The sequence below is a fragment of the Leclercia sp. S52 genome, from assembly GCF_039727615.1.
GTDB classification, from domain to species: Bacteria; Pseudomonadota; Gammaproteobacteria; order Enterobacterales; family Enterobacteriaceae; genus Enterobacter; species Enterobacter adecarboxylatus_B.
The window spans coordinates 183,363-199,773 of the sequence record NZ_CP152474.1; the positions used below are offsets into that span (position 1 = coordinate 183,363).

Sequence of the window (16,411 nt, forward strand, 5' to 3'; positions counted from 1 at the left end):
GGCCATGTCTGATAAAACTTTCCTGGTGGAAATCGGCACCGAAGAGCTGCCACCAAAAGCCCTGCGCAGCCTGGCGGAGTCCTTTGCTGCGAACGTGACTGCCGAGCTGGATAACGCTGGCCTCGCACACGGTAAAATTGAATGGTTTGCTGCCCCGCGTCGTCTGGCGCTGAAAGTGGCAAGCCTGGCTGCATCTCAGCCCGATCGCGAAGTTGAAAAGCGCGGCCCGGCGATTGCCCAGGCGTTCGACGCTGAAGGCAAACCGAGCAAAGCGGCAGAAGGCTGGGCGCGTGGCTGCGGGATCACCGTTGACCAGGCCGAGCGTCTGACCACCGATAAAGGCGAATGGCTGCTCTATCGCGCCCATGTGAAAGGCGAGAGCGCAGAAGCGCTGCTGCCAAACATGATCGCCACCTCGCTGGCTAAGCTGCCCATTCCAAAACTGATGCGCTGGGGCGCAAGCGACGTGCACTTCGTGCGTCCGGTTCACACCGTGACCCTGCTGCTGGGCGATACCGTCATCCCTGCCACCATTCTGGGCGTGGCGTCCGATCGCGTGATCCGCGGCCACCGCTTTATGGGCGAGCCGGAGTTCACCATCGACAATGCCGACCAGTATCCGGAAATCCTGCTGGAGCGCGGTAAAGTCATTGCTGACTACGAACAGCGTAAAGCCCGTATTAAAGCTGACGCAGAAGAAGCGGCACGTCAGATTGGTGGTAACGCCGATCTGAGCGAAAGCCTGCTGGAAGAAGTGACTTCCCTGGTGGAGTGGCCGGTAGTCCTGACCGCGAAGTTCGAAGAGAAATTCCTCGCGGTACCGGCAGAAGCGCTGGTTCACACCATGAAGGGCGACCAGAAGTACTTCCCGGTCTATGCCAACGACGGCAAACTGCTGCCGAACTTCATCTTCGTCGCCAACATCGAATCGAAAGATCCGATTCAGATTATCTCCGGTAATGAGAAAGTGGTTCGTCCGCGTCTGGCGGATGCCGAGTTCTTCTTTAATACCGACCGTAAAAAGCGTCTGGAAGATCACCTTCCGCGTCTGCAAACCGTGCTGTTCCAGCAGCAGCTGGGTACGCTGCGCGACAAGACCGACCGTATCGCGGAGCTGTCCGGCTGGATCGCCCGTGAAATCGGTGCCGACGTTAACCACGCTACCCGCGCAGGCCTGCTCTCCAAGTGCGACCTGATGACCAACATGGTGTTCGAATTTACCGACACCCAGGGCGTGATGGGCATGCACTACGCGCGTCACGATGGCGAAGCGGAAGATGTGGCCGTGGCCCTGAACGAGCAGTATCAGCCGCGCTTTGCCGGTGACGATCTGCCGTCTAACCCGGTGGCCTGTGCCGTGGCGATTGCCGACAAGATGGACACCCTGGCGGGTATCTTCGGTATCGGTCAGCATCCGAAAGGCGATAAAGACCCGTTCGCACTGCGTCGTGCTGCGCTGGGCGTGCTGCGCATCATCGTTGAGAAGAACCTGAACCTCGATCTGCAGACCCTGACCGAAGAAGCGGTGCGTCTGTACGGTGACAAGCTGACCAACGCCAACGTGGTGGATGACGTGATCGACTTTATGCTGGGCCGTTTCCGCGCCTGGTATCAGGACGAAGGTTATACCGTCGACACCATTCAGGCGGTGCTGGCACGTCGTCCGACCCGTCCAGCAGATTTCGATGCCCGTATGAAGGCGGTATCCCACTTCCGTACCCTGGAAGCGGCATCTGCCCTGGCTGCGGCCAACAAGCGTGTCTCCAACATCCTGGCGAAGTCCGATGAGAAGCTGAACGAGCGTGTGAACGCTGCGACGCTGAAAGAGCCGGAAGAGATCGCCCTGGCGATGCAGGTTGTGGTGCTGCGCGACAAGCTTGAGCCGGTCTTCGCGGAAGGTCGTTACCAGGAAGCGCTGGTGGAACTGGCCGAACTGCGTGAAGTCATCGACGCCTTCTTCGAGAAAGTGATGGTGAACGTAGAAGATAAAGATCTGCGTATCAACCGTCTCTCTATGCTCGAAAAACTGCGCGAGCTGTTCCTGCGCGTGGCGGACATTTCCCTGCTGCAGTAAGTGGCTTTGCCCGGCGGCGCTTTGCTTGCACGGGCCTGGAGTTGTTTAAAACCCGCTTCGGCGGGTTTTTTTATGTCGCGCCGTTGAAAATTTAACCTTGAAACGTTCAACAAATTACCGTTATCCTTACCCCCGTTAACTTTCTCCCTCCGGAGCGCCCCCCCAAAAATGAACAAACACGACTGATGAATTTCGATCCTTGCTAAACGCCACCGCGTCGGCAGGGGATGTTTTGATTTCATTCAGGAGTGCTTATGGCTCATTTTGTGCAATCCCCCTTCTTTTATTTTGCATCAGGTCACCTGTCAGTTTGCGACGGGCGATACCCTTTTTGGTCCGCTGAATTTCTCGCTGGAGCCTTCGCTCTGCGCGCTGGTTGGCCGCAACGGCAGCGGCAAGACCCGCCTCCTGCGCCTGCTGGCCGGGCTGGACGAGCCCGCCAGCGGCCATATCGAACGTTTCGGCACGCACGGTTACGTTGCGCAACAGCACGATATCGCCCCGCAGACCACGCTGGCCGAACTGCTTGGCTATCAGGAACTCTTCGCGGCCCGGGCGCGGATCGACAGCGGTGATTACCAGCCTGACGATCTGGAACGCCTCGAGGGTTTCTGGGATATCGCCGAACGGCTGAGCGAGGCGTTCAGGGACGCGCAGCTTCCAGCCTTTGCACCCGACAGGCCGGCAGCTGAGCTGAGCGGCGGAGAGCGGGTTCGCGCCCTGCTGTGCGGCGCGTTTACGGCGAATGCAGACTATCTGCTGCTGGATGAACCGACTAACCACCTCGATCGACAGGCGCGGGAGTGGTTTTACGCCCGTCTGGCCCGGTACTCCGGCGGCGTGCTGGTCGCGTCCCACGATCGTGAGCTACTGGCGCAGGTGCCGCGCATACTGGAACTCAGCGCTTCCGGTTTACACAGCTACGGCGGAAATTACGCCGACTATCAGCGTCAGCGGGATGCGGAACAGCAGGCCGCCCGCGCGGCGCTGGAGCATGCGGCAAACGAGCGCAAACGCACCCGCGCACGTCAGCAGAAAGAGCACGACGATAGCCTGCGCCGCTCGGCTAAGACTCTGCGCACGGTGGACACCCTCAACATCGCCTCGTTTGAGCGCGTGAAGTATAAAGGGGCGGCAAAGGAGCGGCCGGGCTCGTGGCGTAAACAGCATCACGAACAACAGGATGCGTTGAACGCGGCGGTCAATCAGGCGCGGGAGCGGGTCGAAGAGGACAATCCGGTGATCTTTACCCTGCCGGGCAGCCAGATTGCGGAGGGCAAACAGGTGCTGGTGCTGGACGAGCTGGTGCTGCCGTATGTCACAATGTCGCCGCTGACCTGGCGCATGGACGGGCCGATGCGGGTGGCCCTGCGGGGGCCGAACGGCTGCGGGAAATCCACCTTGCTGAAAGCGATCCTCGGTGAGTGCACGCCCGTCGCCGGAACCTGCCGCGTCCCGGTCAATACGGCGTACCTCGACCAGCATCTGTCGCAGCTGGATCTGACGCAGTCGGTCATCAGCCATCTCAATCTGCACAACACGCCGCTGGAGGAGGGGGTGCTGCGCAGTCGTCTGGCGCAGCTGCAGCTGGGTGCCGATAAGGTTATGCTGCCGCTGGCCGAGCTGAGCGGCGGCGAGCGGTTAAAAGCGGCGCTGGCCTGCGTGCTGTGGCGAGAAGAGGCGACGCAGCTGTTGCTACTCGATGAGCCGACCAATCACCTTGATCTGGCCTCAACCCAGGCCATCGAGGCGGCGCTGGCAGGTTTTACGGGTGCACTGCTGGTGGTGTCGCATGACGAGCATTTTCTGGAGGGGCTTAACCTGACGCATGAACTGGTATGGCTGGACGGGGAGTGGCGCGGTGAACGGCGGTGATAAATACACAAACCCCCGCAAATGCGGGGGCAAAAAACAACGTTATTCAGTCAACTGCTTGCGGAGTGCCGGGTTAGCCTGAATCAGGCTCATCAGCTTCAGCTCGGTCATGGAGGGCTTCACTCTTTTTGATTCCCACTCCTGAACCATTGCCACGCTGACACCCATTGCTCGGGCGAAATCATCGGTTTTCATCCCTGTCCCTTTGCGTAAGCGCTCAAATTCCGTAAAGGGGTTAGACTTTTGCGAACGGGTCACCGTCTGCGGTACATCTTTAAAAACAATCTGTTCCAGACTGCTTAGCAGATCGAACATAGGATCTTTTAATTCCATTGAGAACTCCTCTTAAATCACACTGCGGGATCGTGAACATTAGAGAGCAGTTTAAGAATAGTCGCTAAAACTGACAGGAGATCGTAACGTGCGTGATTAATTTCAGGCGATACGTTTCGCTCGCTTGTTTTCCGACTGATTACGTATGCTAATGACTTGATTATTCAGTAGCGCAATAGCATCAGGTATTTTTTTGTAAATGGTAAGAATTTATATGGCAATAGCCGTTTTACATGAAAAGAGTATCTTGCAGGCCTGACCTGGACTATCCTTGGCAGCGTCGGGCACGCGTGTGCCGGTGTGCGCTTTTTTGGGTGAAAGGAGTAATAACAATGGCGACAGGAAAGCTCTGCTCTCGCTGGTTTGCGCCGCTTGCGGCGTTGTTAATGGTAGTGAGCCTGAGTGGGTGTTTCGATAAGGAAGGCGATCAGCGCAAAGCGTTTATCGATTTCCTGCAAAATACTGCGATGCGCAGTGGCGAGCGTTTGCCAACGCTGACTGCGGATCAGAAAAAACAGTTCGGTCCCTTCGTTTCCGACTATGCCATTTTGTATGGCTATTCACAGCAGGTGAATCAGGCGATGGACGCAGGTCTGCGTCCGGTAGTGGATAGCGTGAATGCGATTCGCGTCCCGCAGGACTATGTAACCCAGCGTGAGCCGCTGAGCCAGTCAAACGGTGCACTGGGTGTGCTGGGCCAGCAGTTGCAGAACGCCAAAATGCAGGCTGATGGCGCGCGCTCTGCGTTGAAACAGGGTGAAGACCTGAAACCTGTGTTCGACAAAGTGTATGAAAAGGTGGTGACCAAGCCTGCCGATGCGCTGCAGCCGCTCATTCCGGCTGCGCAGATCTTCACCCAGCAGCTGGTGCAGGTGGCGGACTTTATTTCGCAGCAGGGCACTCAGGTGAGCTTTGTCTCTAACGGCATCCAGTTCCCGACCTCACAGCAGGCCAGCCAGTACAATACGCTGATTGGACCGCTGGCAGCACAGCATCAGGCGTTTAGCCAGGCCTGGGCCGCGGCTACGGCTGCAACGGAATAACGTCAGTCATCGTGCTCGCATTTTTGCCGGGTGACGCTGCGCTTACCCGGCCTACAACATCTGTAGGCCCGCGCAAGCGAAGCGCCGCCGGGCGAATGCACCATAATAAAACCCCGCTTAAAAGCGGGGTTTTTTGTTCTGCCAGAAAATAAAGCTTGTCTTTGATCCCGTAACTATGTTTAATAGTCCTCGTCGGTTTGTTACACAGACCTAAAGCAGTTTAGTTAAGCAGTCCAGATGCGTTATCCTTAGATACCCTTCGTAGTGACCCTTCCTTCATCGCTTAAAAATCTGTAACACATTCCATCATCGCGCCGGAAGGCAAAACAAATTTTTAAAAAGGTAATATCTATGTCTGGTAAAATGACTGGTCTGGTAAAATGGTTCAACGCTGATAAAGGTTTCGGCTTCATCACTCCTGACGATGGCTCAAAAGACGTGTTCGTACACTTCTCTGCTATCCAGAACGATGGCTACAAATCCCTGGACGAAGGTCAGAAAGTTTCCTTCACCATCGAAAGCGGCGCTAAAGGCCCAGCAGCTGGTAACGTTGTAAGCCTGTAAGCTTCCAACTCAGCTAAAAGAATTTAAAAAACCCGCCTCTGGCGGGTTTTTTTCGTTTTAAGGTTTGGCCTGGGGATTAACGCAGTTTTTATCGACCTTGCCCTGTAGGGCGTCGATCAGGTTATCCACCGCACAGGCCGCCATATTGTAGCGCGTCTCGTGCGTCGCAGAGCCAATGTGCGGCAGCGCCACCACGTTAGGCAGCTTCAGCAGTTCTGAGCTGGCCGGCAGCGGTTCCTGCTCGAACACGTCCAGCCCCGCCGCATGGATCTCACCGTTTTTCAGCGCCGCAATCAGCGCCTGTTCATCCACCACAGGCCCTCGACCCGCATTAATAAAGATGGCGGACTTCTTCATCTTCTCAAATTGCGCTTTGCCCATCAGATGATGCGTCTCATCGGTCAGGGGCAGGATAAGGCAGACGAAGTCCGCTTCCTGCAACAGGGTGTCCAGGTCGCAGTGGCGGGCGTTGAAACGCTCCTCGGCTTCTTTATGCTGGCGACGCGCGTTGTAGAGGATCGGCATGTTGAAACCGAAGTGGGCGCGCTGCGCCAGCGCCAGGCCGATGCGGCCCATCCCGACGATACCCAGCGTTTTGCCGTGCACGTCGGTGCCGAACCAGTCCGGACCGATGCTTTTGGTCCACTCCCCGGCTTTGACGCGCTCGGCCACTTCCACCACCCGACGCGCGCTACTAAGCACCAGCGCCATCAGCGTATCGGCCACGGTTTCGGTCAGCACGGTTGGGGTGTGCATCAGCACGACGTTACGGGCATTCAGCGCGTCAACGTCGAAGTTGTCATAGCCCACCGAAATGGTGGAGGTTGCACGAAGCGCCGGCATTTTCTCCAGCAGCGCAGCATCCACTTTTTCGCTGGAGCCGAGCAGCCCGACGGCACCGGCGAACGCGTCAGCGTGCTGCTGCACCGTTTCCGGGCTCAGGTTGTTGACCCGGGTAACGGTGAAATGATCTTCGAGGCGCTGCTGTAACGCATCAGGCAGGGCTTTATACAAAATGACGGACGGCTTCATGCTAATCTCCGTTGATTTTAAAAGGGTTCAGGCGTGGCGTGCGCCGACGGGAAGGTTCTGATTATTAGCAGGCTTAACAATTAAAGTAAGCCACACCGAGGCAAAAAGCGCCACCCCCATAAAGATGTACGAGGCCGACGGGCTGCCGGTTGCGCCATTCAGATATCCCACGAACCATGAACCAAAGAACGAGCCCAGCGCACCCATGCTGTTGATCAGCGCCATCGCGCCACCCGCCACGTTACGCGGCAGCATTTCCGGGATGATGGCAAAGAACGGACCATACGGGGCGTACATCGCGGCACCGGCGATCACCAGCAGCGTATAGGAAACCCAGAAGTGGTTTGCGCCCACCGCCCACGAGCCGATAAAGGCGCAGGCAGCAATTAACAGCAGCGGCCAGACGAACAGCTTACGGTTTTGCAGTTTATCCGATGCCCAGGAGACCACGATCATGGCGATGGTGGCTGCCAGATAGGGCACGGATGACAGCCAGCCCACCTCGACCATACCGAGGTTATCGCCCGCGCTACGGATGATGGACGGCAGCCACAGGACAAAACCGTAAACCCCGATGCTCCAGGTGAAGTACTGCATGCACAGCAGCACCACGTTGCGTGACCGGAAGGCTTCGCCGTAGTTACGCACCGCTTTCAGCCCCTGCTGCTCTTTATCCAGCTGCGCCTGCAGGGCCGCTTTTTCATCTTCAGAGAGCCATTTGGCCTGCGCCGGTTTGTCTTTCACCAGCACCCACCAGCAGAAGGCCCAGATCACCGCCGGAACGCCCTCAATAATGAACATTTCGCGCCAGCCGAAGGACTGGATCAGATACCCGGAAACCACCGACATCCACAGCACCGTGACCGGGTTACCGAGAATAAGGAAGGTATTGGCGCGCGAGCGTTCGGATTTGGTAAACCAGTTGCTGATGTAGATCAGCATCGCCGGCATGACTGCCGCTTCCACTACGCCGAGGATAAAGCGAATGGCCGCCAGCGCCGGGATGTTATTCACCACCCCGGTCAGGGAGGCGCAGGCGCCCCAGAGGATCAGGCACACGAAGATCAGTTTGCGCACGCTGCGGCGTTCGGCGTAGATCGCGCCGGGGATCTGGAAGAAGAAATAGCCGAGGAAGAACAGGGCGCCCAGCAGCGATGAGACGCCTTTGGTGATCCCCAGATCTTCGGTGATGCCTGCGGCGGACGCGAAGCTGAAGTTCGCGCGGTCGAGATACGCCAGGCTGTACGTGATGAACACGACGGGCATGATGTACCACCAGCGTTTTACTGCATTTGTTGCACTGTTCATAGGCTTGCCTCTGTGGTTGAGGGAGTAACCGCCGCTGTCTGTAGGGTACAGGGGGGGTCTGTTTGTTTATACCCTCTCCCATCCGGGGAGAGGGGCAGAGTGAGGGAATTTATTCCCCTAACTGTTCCCGGGTGGGTAATCCTTCACTGTCGCCCTGAACCTGGATCGCCAGCGAGCCGATGATATTGCCGCGGGTGATGGCCTGCTGGAGCGTTTTCCCCTCCAGCAGGGCGCTGACCACGCCAACGGCAAAGCCATCTCCCGCGCCGACGGTATCAACGACGTGCTCGACCTTTATCGCCGCCACGGCACCTTGCTCACCTTCAGCGGTTTTAAACCAGGCGCCGTCGGCTCCGGTCTTCAGGATCACCGCCTTCACGCCCCGGTTCAGGTAAAAATCAGCGATCCCTTCCGGCGTTTTTTCTCCGGTCAGGATCTGGCCCTCTTTCACGCCGGGTAATACCCAGTCGGCCTGGAAGGCGAGGTGGTTCAGCTTCTCCACCATCTCCGCTTCGCTTTTCCACAGCACCGGGCGCAGGTTCGGGTCGAACGAAATGGTCTTGCCCGCGGCTTTCATTGCGCCTGCCGCGTGATCGAGCAGGGCGTAAGAGCTGGCGGACAACGCCGCCGCCACGCCGCTCAGATGCAGATGCCTTGCGGCGGTAAACCAGATCGGGTTGAAGTCCTCTACCGACAGATGGCTGGCCGCCGAGCCTTTGCGGAAGTATTCCACAATGGGATCGGTTCCATCGGTGACTTTTGACTTGAGCTGAAAGCCCGTCGGATAACGGCCGTCCAGGGTGACGCCAGCGGTTTCGATCCCCTCTTTTTTCAGGGTGTCGAGCACAAACTGGCCGAAGCTGTCATTGCCGACGCGGCTCACCCAGCCCACCTTCAGGCCAAGGCGCGCCAGCCCGGTAGCGACATTCAGCTCTGCCCCGGCAACGCGCTTGATAAAGTGGTCGACGGCGCTGAGTTCGCCAGTATTTGTGGCGACAAACATGGCCATGGCTTCGCCAATGGTGATTACATCCAGAGCGTGCGGCATGGGGTTACTCCTCGCGCAGTAAATTGACATAGTGACGGGTGACAGCCGTCAGGTCTGGCCCTTCCAGCGGAAACTCGATTCCGCGCGGAGCGTCGGCGGGGAGCTGATCCAGCAGCGCCTGCCAGCGGGCGCTATCGTTATCCGGCGGCACGGCGCGATACTGCTGCTGATGGGGCACGGCGGCTTTGACGTGGATATAGCTTACCGCAGGCGCCAGATGCTTCGCGGCCTCCTCCGGGGATTCACCCACCCACAGCCAGTTGCCCATATCAAAAGTCAGCGTAACCGGCAGGTTCATCACCCGGCAGGCCGCCTTGAAACGCTGCATCGGGGCCAGCTGGCCGCAGCGCGTCTGGTCGTTTTCCACTACCAGCGTCATGCCGGTTTCGTTGAGCAGCGCACGCAGCGCATCGAGCTGCTGCTTATCGCTGAAATGACCGAGGGAGACTTTCAGCCACAGGGCGTTGAGCGTCGCGGCTTCGGCAAGGTAGCGGGGCAGCATGGGATTGAGGGTGCCGTCCGGGGTAAAGAGGGCATCGGGGGCGGAGTAGCAGGCCAGCAGGCCGAGCAGTTCAATGGATCCGGCCAGCGTGGGTAAAGACGCCAGTTCGGCGTCGCTGAATAACTCCCGGCGGATCTCGACCCCGTCGGCACCCGCGCCGGCGATCACGTGCAGCATGGCGCGTTGGCCACCTGCTTCACGTACCTTGTCAGCGCCATACGCGGCGGTGACAACAATAATTTTTCTGCCCATTGGCGGACTCCATCACGTAGCTGATACTCTTTACGCTAGATGGAACCGGTTCCAAAGAAAAGTTCAGGATGCTGGATTTATGATCGCCATCACGAAGGGGGATTAACGTGCCGTGGAACCGCGTACGATCAGTTCGCCGGAGAAGACCTGCTCGCGCACGGCTTCATCGGCACCGTTGATCCTGCGGACCACCTGCTCGACGGCAGCAAAGCCAATCTGCCAGGTGGGCTGTTTGAGGGTGGTGATGCCGACGCCTGCCAGCTCGGCCCACTCCAGCTCGTCAAAGCCCAGCAGACCGATGTCGCTGCCCCAGTGCAGGCCAATGCGCTTCAGCGACCGGGCGACCTGCAGCGTTAACGCGCCGTTAGCGGAGATGACCGCCTTGCGCATTCCGCGATGGCGGGTGTGAAACTGGCGCAGGGCGTTGTCCAGCTGCTCCGACTCGTGAAGCGGGATTTCGACGTTCTCGGCTACCACGCCGGCATAGCGGGCGAGGGTGGTGCGAAAGGCGCTCAGGCGTTCGCGGCGGGTATTGACCATTCCCAGCGGCTCGCTCAGGAACAGGATCGCTTCAAAGCCCTGTTCAATCAGGTGTTCGGTGGCGGTTGTGGCGGCCTGGGTGTTATCCAGCCCCACTACATCGCAGGCGAAATCGGGGATTTTGCGGTCAATCAGCACCATCGGCAGGGACGACTGCTGCAGGCGGTTTAGCCCCTCCTCGCGCATCCCCACGGCGTTGACCACGATGCCCTCTACCTGATAGCTGCGCAGCAGATCGAGGTAGTGCAGCTCCTGGTCGACTTCGTTGTTGGTGTTACACACCAGCGGGGTAAACCCTTTTTCCCGGCAGGCGGCTTCAATGCCGCTGAGGACGTTAACGGAGTAGGGGTTGGTGATATCGGCGATGATCAGGCCGATCAGACGGGTTTTGCCATGCTTAAGACCGCGGGCCATCAGGCTCGGGCGATAGTCGAGTTCGGCGATAGCCTGTTCAATACGGGCCAGTAGCGCGTCGGACAGCAGGTGTTTTTCGCCGTTGAGGTAACGGGAGATGCTGGTTTTACCGGTTTTTGCGGCTTTCGCCACGTCGCTGATGGTGGGCCGTGTTGATTTGCTCATCGCTGATTTCCTTGCTATTGATGCGTACACCTTAGCGCGAAAATGCCCGGTGGCGCTACGCTTACCGGGCCTGGGGTTTGTGCGGCCTGATGCCCTCACCCCGGCCCTCTCCCACGGGGAGAGGGTGCAAACACTAAAAACGGCAACCAGGTCGCCGTTTTGCTTTTACCTACTGGATCGGGCTAAGCGTGATCTCCACGCGGCGGTTCTGCGCTTTGCCTTCCGCCGTGCTGTTGCTGGCGATCGGGTTCGCCGGGCCCATGCCGCTGGTGCGAATACGGTTCGCCGCGACGTTCTGGGTGATCAGGGCGCTGGCTACCGCGTCGGCACGCTGCTGGGAGAGACGCATGTTCAGATCCTGGCTGCCGGTGCTGTCGGTATAGCCCAGCACGTTCACCGCGGTTTTTTCGTACTCTTTCAGCACCATCGCCACACCGGTCAGGGTGTTGGCACCTTCAGGTTTCAGCGTCGCGCTGCTGCTGTCGAAGGTCACGTTGTTCGGCATATTCAGAATGATGTTATCGCCGCTGCGGGTGACGCTCACGCCGGTTCCCTTCATTTTGTCGCGCAGCTTCGCTTCCTGCACGTCCATGTAATAACCGGCTCCGCCGCCCAGCGCTGCGCCTGCTGCGGCACCAATCAGGGCACCTTTGCCGCGATCTTTTTTCGAGGAGGAGAGGGCGCCAACGCCTGCGCCGACCAGGGAGCCGATGCCCGCGCCGATGCCTGATTTACCCGCTTCGCGTTCGCCGGTGTAAGGGTTGGTGGTGCAGCCTGAAACAACCAGTGCGCCGCTGACTACGGCGGCAATCATAAGTGCGCTTTTTTTCATCTTCTTTCCTTAAGCTTTTTTATTCTTTGCCACGACGGGCGTGGCGGTTGATTATGACGTGCAGTTACGGAGAAAATTCCGGGGATAACTCTTAAATTTGTGACGAATCATAAACAGCCTCAATGAAGGCTGAGAAAACCTGCAACCGGCAATCCAGGAGCACACGCTGTGACCACTTCTACAAAAACCATTCTGACGGCAGCCCACTGGGGGCCCATGCTGGTCGAAACCGACGGCGACACGGTGATCTCGTCCCGTGGCGCGTTGCCGACGCAGCACCCTAACTCTCTGCAAACCGCAGTGCGCGACCAGGTGCACAGCAAAACCCGCGTGCGCTGGCCGATGGTCCGTAAAGGGTTTCTGGCTTCACCGGATAACCCACAGGGGGTGCGCGGGCAGGATGAGTTTGTGCGCGTCAGCTGGGATCAGGCGCTGGATCTTATTGACGCGCAGCACAAACGTATCCGTGAGAACTATGGCCCGTCATCGATTTTTGCCGGGTCGTACGGCTGGCGCTCGAACGGTGTTCTGCATAAAGCCGCCACCCTGCTTCAGCGCTATATGAGCCTGGCGGGCGGCTATACCGGTCATCTGGGGGATTACTCCACCGGTGCGGCGCAGGCCATCATGCCCTATGTGGTGGGCGGCAACGAGGTGTATCAGCAGCAGACCAGTTGGCCGCTGGTGCTGGAGCACAGCGACGTGGTGGTACTGTGGAGTGCCAACCCGCTTAACACCCTGAAAATTGCCTGGAACGCCAGCGACGAGCAGGGCATCCCGTACTTCGACGCGCTGCGTAAAAGCGGCAAGCGCCTGATCTGTATCGATCCGATGCGCTCCGAAACCATGGATTTCTTTGGCGAGAGCGCCGAGTGGATCGCTCCGCATATGGGCACCGATGTGGCGATGATGCTGGGGATCGCCCATACGCTGGTGGAGAACGGCTGGCAGGACGAGGCGTTTCTCGCGCGCTGTACCAGCGGCTATGAAAAATTTGCCGACTACCTTCTCGGTGCGACCGACGGTATCGCCAAAACCGCCGAGTGGGCTGCCGACATCTGCGGCGTTCCGGCGGCGAAAATTCGCGAACTGGCGGCGTTATTCCACAGTAACACTACCATGCTGATGTCCGGCTGGGGCATGCAGCGCCAGCAGTTTGGCGAGCAGAAGCACTGGATGCTGGTCACCCTCGCGGCGATGCTCGGCCAGATCGGCACCCCGGGCGGCGGCTTTGGTCTGTCGTACCACTTTGCCAACGGCGGCAACCCGACGCGGCGCGCGGCGGTGCTGGCCTCAATGCAGGGCTCGGTCAAGGGCGGGACGGACGCGGTGGATAAATTCCCGGTCGCCCGGATTGTCGAGGCCCTGGAAAACCCGGGTGGTTTCTATCAGCACAACGGGCTGGATCGACACTTCCCGGACATTCGCTTCGTCTGGTGGGCGGGCGGCGCCAACTTTACCCATCATCAGGACACCAACCGCCTGATCCGCGCCTGGCAAAAGCCGGAGCTGGTGGTGATCTCCGAGTGCTTCTGGACCGCAGCGGCGAAGCATGCCGATATCGTCCTGCCGGCCACCACCTCGTTTGAACGTAACGACATGACCATGACCGGAGACTACAGCAACCAGCATATGGTGCCGATGAAGCGGGTCGTGCCGCCGCGTGATGAAGCGCGTGATGACCTGGAGGTGTTTGCCGAGCTGAGCGAGCGCTGGGAGCAGGGCGGCGGGGAGCGCTTTACCGAAGGCAAAACCGATCTGGAGTGGCTGGAGACCTTCTATCAGATCGCCGGGCAGCGCGGCGCGGCGCAGGGGGTGACGCTGCCACCTTTCGCCGAGTTCTGGGAAGCCAATGCCATCGTTGAAATGCCGGAGTCCGACGAGAACGCGAAGTTCGTGCGCTTCGCCGATTTCCGCCGCGATCCTGAGAGCCATCCGCTGAAAACCGAAAGCGGTAAAATTGTGATTCACTCTGAGCGGATCGCCAGCTTCCAGTATGCCGACTGTCCGCCGCACCCGATGTGGCTGGAGCCGGACGAGTGGCATGGCAATGCCGAGCCGGAGCAGCTGCAGATCCTCTCTGCCCACCCGGCGCACCGTCTGCACAGCCAGCTCAATTACTCTTCACTGCGCGAGCAGTACGCGGTAGCCGGACGCGAGCCGGTAACGCTGCACCCGGATGACGCCAACGCGCGCGGTATTGCCGACGGCGACCTGGTGCGCGTCTGGAACCATCGCGGTCAGGTGCTGGCCGGGGCGGTGGTCAGCGACGGCATTAAGCCGGGGGTGATCTGCATTCATCAGGGGGCATGGCCAGACCTGGATGCTGAAAATGGCGGGATCTGTAAGAACGGGGCGGTCAACGTGCTGACCAAAGATCTCCCCAGCTCGAAGCTGGGGAATGGCTGTGCGGGGAATACCGCGCTGGCGTGGCTGGAAAAGTATCAGGGGCCGACGCTTACGCTGACGGCGTTTGATCCGCCTGCCAGCTCATAAGCCAGGTCGGGTGTTGGGTATCTTCCTGCCAGGCGCTGTCTTCAATCCGAAAGCCCTGAGCATGGTAGAAATTCACCGCCCGGCTGTTCTTCTGGTAAACCTCGAGGCTTAAAGACGGGTAGCGCTGCTGCACATGATGGATCAGCGCCTGCCCAATGCCCTGTCCGGCAAAAGCCGGGTCGACAAACAGCGCGCCGATATAGACTGACTGCATCACGCTGATGAAGCCCCGCAGCTGACCGTCCTCTTCCCACACCCAGGTTTCTGCCGACGGCAGGTAGACCTCCCGCACGACCGCCTCGCTCTCCTGCCAGTACTGCGCGTCGATAAACGGATGGGCAACGGTGGTGCTCTCCAGCCAGAGAGTCAGCAGCGGCTCGACATCGTCACTGAGCCATTTGCGGATCATGTTGACCTCCGGGATGACAGTGGCAGGCGGTGACATGATCGTTAACCAGCCCGCAGGCCTGCATAAAGGAGTAACAGATGGTGGTGCCGACAAACTTAAAGCCGCGCTTTTTCAGCGCTTTCGACAGGGCGTCTGAGGCGGGCGTTGAGGTAGGGATCTCAGCAAGCGTCGCCGCCCGGGTCACCTGCGGGGTGTTATCGACAAAGGACCAGACGAAATCGGTAAACCGCTCGCCGTTCTCTTCCATCGCCAGGTAAGCCCGGGCGTTTCCAATAATGGCTTCGATTTTGCCGCGATGGCGAATAATGCCCGCATCCAGCACTAACCTGTCGACGTCGGCGGGGGTCATTCCGGCGACAAGTACCGGATCGAACTGGTGGAAGGCCTGGCGGTAGTTTTCCCGCTTTTTAAGCACGGTGATCCAGGACAACCCGGCCTGCTGGCCTTCAAGGCAGATCATCTCAAACAAATTCTTTCCGTCAGTTTCTGGCACCCCCCACTCTTTATCGTGATAGGCGATGTAGAGCGGATCCTGGCTAACCCAGCCACAACGTTGCATTGGTTCTCTCCCTTGTTGCTCCTGAAATTGCAAAAATTTCAATCGACCCGGCTTGACGTGTCATCTAAAGAGACAATAGTTAATACAGGCTGATACGCAACATTCTTCATGTAGCCGCGTAGCCTCACTATAAACAATCACAAATATCGCCGAATTCGGCTCTTCTCTGGAGTCGCTTTGATGATTATAAAAAAAATAAGTGGCCGCCATGCCGTAACCGGTCTGGTGAGTTTCTTGGCCTGTCTGCTGACAGGCAACACAGCAAATGCCTGGCAACAGGAATATATCGTTTCGGATACAAAAAGTAATACTACTGAGCGTTATACATGGGATGACGATCACCAACCGCGTTATGAGGACATTCTCAAAGAGCGGATCCTCTCTTCACAGAATACGCCCGGTCTGGCGCTGAATTTGCCCGATTCGTCACCGACGGACGCGACCAGCACGATGAGCGTGGGCTGGAGTATTCCCGTTGCCCGCCGTTTTACCACCGGACCGGTTGCCGCCTGGCATTACGACGGCTCCACGCCCAATATGGTTAACGAGTTTGGTGACAGCGTGAGTACACAGTCGCTGATCGATCCGCTATGGCATGCCAGCGTCAGCACGCTGGGCTGGCGCGTTGATACCCGGTTGGGCGATGTGCGACCCTGGGCGCAAATCAGCTATAACCAGCAGTTTGGTGATAATCAGTGGAAGATGCAGTCCGGGCTGGGGCGTCTGGCGCCGTCGACGCAGTACGGCAACTGGATGGACGTCACCGTCGGGGCCGACATGCTGATCAACCCGTATATGGCGGCCTATGCCTCGATGTCGCAGGCCGAAAACATGTCCACCGGAGAAGATTATCTCTATACCCTCGGCGTCAGCGCCAGGTTCTGAAATCAGCGCATGAATGACCTGAGCAGCCCCGGGAATTACTCTTCCCCGGGGCGGGTTCCGACGGCAGTCCAGGTCATTCA

The 16,411-nt window shown here is 58.7% G+C and carries 14 protein-coding genes and 1 pseudogene; 6 read left to right on the plus strand and 9 right to left on the minus strand.

Annotation, left to right across the window (positions count from 1 at the left end; translation table 11 throughout):
• Window positions 1–4: 4 nt before the first annotated feature.
• Both glyS and AAHB66_RS00860 read left to right on the plus strand, forming a co-directional pair.
• Window positions 5–2,074 carry a glycine--tRNA ligase subunit beta gene (glyS, locus tag AAHB66_RS00855; protein ID WP_347114887.1) on the plus strand — a complete coding sequence of 690 codons (2,070 nt, stop codon included), beginning with the start codon at window positions 5–7 and terminating at the stop codon, window positions 2,072–2,074.
• Window positions 2,075–2,328: 254 nt separating this feature from the next.
• Window positions 2,329–3,949: pseudogene (locus AAHB66_RS00860) on the plus strand (ABC-F family ATP-binding cassette domain-containing protein).
• A gap of 42 nt (window positions 3,950–3,991) precedes the next feature.
• Here the strand turns inward: AAHB66_RS00860 and AAHB66_RS00865 are convergent.
• On the minus strand, window positions 3,992–4,282 hold the full coding sequence (locus AAHB66_RS00865) for an HTH-type transcriptional regulator (RefSeq protein ID WP_142487783.1): 291 nt from the start codon (window positions 4,280–4,282) through the stop codon (window positions 3,992–3,994).
• 332 nt (window positions 4,283–4,614) lie between these two features.
• Between AAHB66_RS00865 and AAHB66_RS00870 the strand changes: the two genes are divergently transcribed.
• Window positions 4,615–5,325 carry a DUF3053 domain-containing protein gene (locus AAHB66_RS00870; protein ID WP_337018249.1) on the plus strand — a complete coding sequence of 237 codons (711 nt, stop codon included), beginning with the start codon at window positions 4,615–4,617 and terminating at the stop codon, window positions 5,323–5,325.
• Between the two features lie 351 nt (window positions 5,326–5,676).
• Window positions 5,677–5,889 carry an RNA chaperone/antiterminator CspA gene (gene cspA / locus AAHB66_RS00875; protein WP_032615822.1) on the plus strand — a complete coding sequence of 71 codons (213 nt, stop codon included), beginning with the start codon at window positions 5,677–5,679 and terminating at the stop codon, window positions 5,887–5,889.
• A 57-nt stretch (window positions 5,890–5,946) separates the two neighbouring features.
• Here cspA and ghrB read toward each other — a convergent pair whose 3' ends face one another.
• The 6 genes from ghrB to AAHB66_RS00905 all read right to left on the minus strand — a co-directional run bounded on the left by ghrB (window position 5,947) and on the right by AAHB66_RS00905 (window position 11,982).
• Window positions 5,947–6,921 carry a glyoxylate/hydroxypyruvate reductase GhrB gene (gene ghrB, locus AAHB66_RS00880; RefSeq protein ID WP_347114888.1) on the minus strand — a complete coding sequence of 325 codons (975 nt, stop codon included), beginning with the start codon at window positions 6,919–6,921 and terminating at the stop codon, window positions 5,947–5,949.
• A gap of 27 nt (window positions 6,922–6,948) precedes the next feature.
• Window positions 6,949–8,229, minus strand: a complete 1,281-nt coding sequence (locus tag AAHB66_RS00885) for an MFS transporter (protein ID WP_142487786.1) — start codon at window positions 8,227–8,229, stop codon at window positions 6,949–6,951.
• Window positions 8,230–8,338: 109 nt separating this feature from the next.
• A complete protein-coding gene (locus AAHB66_RS00890) occupies window positions 8,339–9,277 on the minus strand; it encodes a sugar kinase (protein WP_347114889.1) in 939 nt (312 codons plus the stop codon).
• A gap of 4 nt (window positions 9,278–9,281) precedes the next feature.
• Window positions 9,282–10,031 carry a sugar phosphate isomerase/epimerase gene (locus tag AAHB66_RS00895; protein WP_347114890.1) on the minus strand — a complete coding sequence of 250 codons (750 nt, stop codon included), beginning with the start codon at window positions 10,029–10,031 and terminating at the stop codon, window positions 9,282–9,284.
• Between the two features lie 102 nt (window positions 10,032–10,133).
• Window positions 10,134–11,150, minus strand: a complete 1,017-nt coding sequence (locus AAHB66_RS00900) for a LacI family DNA-binding transcriptional regulator (RefSeq protein ID WP_347114891.1) — start codon at window positions 11,148–11,150, stop codon at window positions 10,134–10,136.
• Window positions 11,151–11,319: 169 nt separating this feature from the next.
• Window positions 11,320–11,982 carry an OmpA family lipoprotein gene (locus AAHB66_RS00905; RefSeq protein WP_106995506.1) on the minus strand — a complete coding sequence of 221 codons (663 nt, stop codon included), beginning with the start codon at window positions 11,980–11,982 and terminating at the stop codon, window positions 11,320–11,322.
• 216 nt (window positions 11,983–12,198) lie between these two features.
• Between AAHB66_RS00905 and AAHB66_RS00910 the strand changes: the two genes are divergently transcribed.
• Window positions 12,199–14,478: a molybdopterin guanine dinucleotide-containing S/N-oxide reductase gene (locus tag AAHB66_RS00910; protein WP_347116562.1), complete on the plus strand. Its 2,280-nt coding sequence runs from the start codon at window positions 12,199–12,201 to the stop codon at window positions 14,476–14,478.
• Here the strand turns inward: AAHB66_RS00910 and AAHB66_RS00915 are convergent.
• Together AAHB66_RS00915 and tag are read right to left on the minus strand one after the other, a co-directional pair.
• A complete protein-coding gene (locus AAHB66_RS00915; RefSeq protein ID WP_347114892.1) occupies window positions 14,441–14,887 on the minus strand; it encodes an N-acetyltransferase in 447 nt (148 codons plus the stop codon). The genes AAHB66_RS00910 and AAHB66_RS00915 overlap by 38 nt on opposite strands.
• On the minus strand, window positions 14,865–15,446 hold the full coding sequence (tag, locus tag AAHB66_RS00920) for a DNA-3-methyladenine glycosylase I (protein ID WP_347114893.1): 582 nt from the start codon (window positions 15,444–15,446) through the stop codon (window positions 14,865–14,867). Before tag ends, AAHB66_RS00915 begins: the two co-directional genes overlap by 23 nt.
• Before the next feature lie 180 nt (window positions 15,447–15,626).
• On the opposite strand from tag, the gene AAHB66_RS00925 reads away from it, so the two are divergent.
• Window positions 15,627–16,331, plus strand: a complete 705-nt coding sequence (locus AAHB66_RS00925; protein ID WP_347114894.1) for an autotransporter domain-containing protein — start codon at window positions 15,627–15,629, stop codon at window positions 16,329–16,331.
• Window positions 16,332–16,411 lie beyond the last annotated feature (80 nt).

Coding starts and splice junctions, on each gene's coding strand:
- AAHB66_RS00905 (WP_106995506.1), bottom strand. CDS start 11,982: ATGAAAAAAAGCGCACTTATGATTGCCGCCGTAGTCAGCGGCGCACTG.
- AAHB66_RS00865 (WP_142487783.1), bottom strand. CDS start 4,282: ATGGAATTAAAAGATCCTATGTTCGATCTGCTAAGCAGTCTGGAACAG.
- AAHB66_RS00915 (WP_347114892.1), bottom strand. CDS start 14,887: ATGATCCGCAAATGGCTCAGTGACGATGTCGAGCCGCTGCTGACTCTC.
- ghrB (WP_347114888.1), bottom strand. CDS start 6,921: ATGAAGCCGTCCGTCATTTTGTATAAAGCCCTGCCTGATGCGTTACAG.
- AAHB66_RS00925 (WP_347114894.1), top strand. CDS start 15,627: ATGATTATAAAAAAAATAAGTGGCCGCCATGCCGTAACCGGTCTGGTG.
- AAHB66_RS00910 (WP_347116562.1), top strand. CDS start 12,199: ATGCTGGTCGAAACCGACGGCGACACGGTGATCTCGTCCCGTGGCGCG.
- AAHB66_RS00895 (WP_347114890.1), bottom strand. CDS start 10,031: ATGGGCAGAAAAATTATTGTTGTCACCGCCGCGTATGGCGCTGACAAG.
- AAHB66_RS00890 (WP_347114889.1), bottom strand. CDS start 9,277: ATGCCGCACGCTCTGGATGTAATCACCATTGGCGAAGCCATGGCCATG.
- tag (WP_347114893.1), bottom strand. CDS start 15,446: ATGCAACGTTGTGGCTGGGTTAGCCAGGATCCGCTCTACATCGCCTAT.
- cspA (WP_032615822.1), top strand. CDS start 5,677: ATGTCTGGTAAAATGACTGGTCTGGTAAAATGGTTCAACGCTGATAAA.
- AAHB66_RS00885 (WP_142487786.1), bottom strand. CDS start 8,229: ATGAACAGTGCAACAAATGCAGTAAAACGCTGGTGGTACATCATGCCC.
- AAHB66_RS00900 (WP_347114891.1), bottom strand. CDS start 11,150: ATGAGCAAATCAACACGGCCCACCATCAGCGACGTGGCGAAAGCCGCA.
- glyS (WP_347114887.1), top strand. CDS start 5: ATGTCTGATAAAACTTTCCTGGTGGAAATCGGCACCGAAGAGCTGCCA.
- AAHB66_RS00870 (WP_337018249.1), top strand. CDS start 4,615: ATGGCGACAGGAAAGCTCTGCTCTCGCTGGTTTGCGCCGCTTGCGGCG.